The organism is Mesorhizobium sp. M4B.F.Ca.ET.089.01.1.1 (assembly GCF_004022605.1).
In the GTDB taxonomy this organism is placed as follows: Bacteria; Pseudomonadota; Alphaproteobacteria; order Rhizobiales; family Rhizobiaceae; genus Mesorhizobium; species Mesorhizobium abyssinicae.
Genome location: NZ_RZOS01000700.1, coordinates 1 through 2,028 on the forward strand (window position 1 = coordinate 1; position 2,028 = coordinate 2,028).

Annotated in this window: 3 protein-coding genes; 2 read left to right on the forward strand and 1 reads right to left on the reverse strand. The window is 66.1% G+C overall.

Annotated elements, in window-relative coordinates; translation table 11 throughout:
- Both EN780_RS32865 and EN780_RS32870 read left to right on the forward strand, forming a co-directional pair.
- On the forward strand, positions 1-942 hold a 942-nt coding region (locus EN780_RS32865; protein WP_128276347.1), incomplete at its 5' end, for a hypothetical protein.
- 41 nt (positions 943-983) lie between these two features.
- Positions 984-1,289, forward strand: a complete 306-nt coding sequence (locus tag EN780_RS32870) for a hypothetical protein (protein WP_128276348.1) — start codon at positions 984-986, stop codon at positions 1,287-1,289.
- On the opposite strand, the gene EN780_RS32875 is transcribed toward EN780_RS32870, so the two are convergent.
- On the reverse strand, positions 1,268-2,028 hold a 761-nt coding region (locus EN780_RS32875; RefSeq protein ID WP_133372833.1), incomplete at its 5' end, for an RNA methyltransferase. The two genes, EN780_RS32870 and EN780_RS32875, sit on opposite strands and share 22 nt — an antisense overlap.

The following is a 2,028-nucleotide window of genomic DNA, read 5'->3' on the forward strand; positions in this document are numbered from 1 at the left end:
CTGCAGGAGAAAGCAGCCGAGCAGCTGGTCGAGATCGGGCGCGGCCACGAGGCGCTCAAGGGGTTGGCGGTCGAGCGGAAGGACAAGAACCAGGCGCTTTCCGACCTCGAGGCGAGGACCGGGGAACTGCACCAGCGCGAGGAGCAGTTGCACCAGCTGTCCGAGAAACTGGCGCATATGGAACGCATGCTGGAGAAGCGCGCGCTCGAGCTGGAAAAGCTGGAGCATATGTATGACGATGCAAGCTTCGCCTCGAGCAACCGCCAGATCGAGCTGGTGGCGCGCGAGTCCGAGCTGGACAAGCTCGCCAACGACATTGCCGTGCTGCGCGCCCAGCGCAAGGAAGCGGACAGGCGCAACCAGGAGATGACGGCCGAAAGCAAGGCCGCTCGCGAGGCGCTGAAGTCGGAGAAGAAGAGAACCGGCGAACTGGACAAGAAGGTCGAGCGCCTACTCGCCACGCTTGCCGATCGCGAGGAGAAGCTCGACCGCCGTGAGAAGGAACTGGCGCGGCTTCGCGAGCGGGCGAAGGGCGAGACCACGGCGCCCGCTCCCGTGGCCCTGACGGCCGGCGTGAGCGGCAACGACATCGACAAGGCGATCGCCAGACTGGACGGCGAGCGCGAGCGACTGGAGGCGCGGCTGACGGCGCTGGCGCGCGAGAACAAGCGCCTCAAGACCGACCTTGCCGCCCACGAGACATCAAGGTCCGGGGCTCGCAGCGATGCCCGTGGCGCAAGCGCTGCGCTGCGCGACCAGATGAACGAACTGGCGGCGGAAGTCGTCAGCCTGACGATGAAGCTGGACGGACCGGATTCGCCCATCGCCAAGGCGCTGGCCTCTCCGCCCCGCGAAGGGCGCCCGGCCAATGGAGAAGGCGTCACCAGCCTTGCCGATCGCGTGCGGGCGCTGCAAAAGGCGCATTCGCCGAACGGAAAGTAGCGCAGGCCGCCACCTGCTTGCACTGAGGGCTGGGCATCACCATGTCCGATGCCATGATCCTCCGTGCGGTCGCCGCGATTTTCCTGCTCGCTCTCTGGCTCTTTTGTCCGCTGCTTTCCGCGCTGTTGGATGTCGCGACGTCGCTGTGGGATATCACCGAGATAGCCCACGATGCGCGATCGAGGGCAACCGGCACTCCAGTGCCGCTCGCAGACGACATGGAAGTCTTCAGGATCGAGGCCGCGCCGACTGAGATCGGCACGACACGCATCGTTCCGAAACCAGGTCAGCCTTCGACCAGACTGTCCCTCATGGGCGATATGCGTCAGCGGCCGCGCGAAAAATGATGCAGCGCGATGGCCGAGGCGGCTGCGACGTTGAGGCTGTCGAAGCCTTGCGCCATGGCAATCCGCACCGTGCGCAAGCGGGAGAGCAGAGCCTCGGGCAGGCCTTCGCCTTCGGTGCCGAGATAGAGCGCCAGCCGGTCCGTCCTCTGCGCATCGCGAATGTCGGTCTCGCCGCGCGGCGACAGGGCGAACTGGCCAAAGCCCAGCCGGTCGAGCAGGGCGGTGATGTGGCCGGCGTCGCCGAAGGATGCGAAGGGGACCTTCAGCGCGGCGCCGACCGAGACGCGGATCGCCTTGCGGTACAGAGGATCGCAACAGGTCGCGTCCATCAAGACCGCATCGGCGCCGAAGGCGGCGGCGTTGCGGAAGATCGAGCCCATATTGTCGTGATTGGCGATGCCGACGAGGACGACGACCAGCGCGCCGGCGGGCAGGGTAGCCAGCAAGGTCTCGGCGGGTTGTTCGGCGCCCCTGTTGCCGATCGCCAGAATGCCGCGATGCATGTGGAATCCGGCGATCCTGTCAATGATCTCGCCGCTGGCGACATAGACGGGGAGAGCAGGAGCAGCCTTGCGCAAGGTGCTCTCGAGACCAGCCAGCCGGTTTTCCAGGACCAGCACCGATTCGACGGCGAAGCGGCCGGCCGAAAAGAGCACGTCGAGCACCACCTTGCCTTCGGCGACGAAACGGCCGTGACGGCCAACGAGATCGCGCTCGCGGATATCGAGATAGGCAGCGA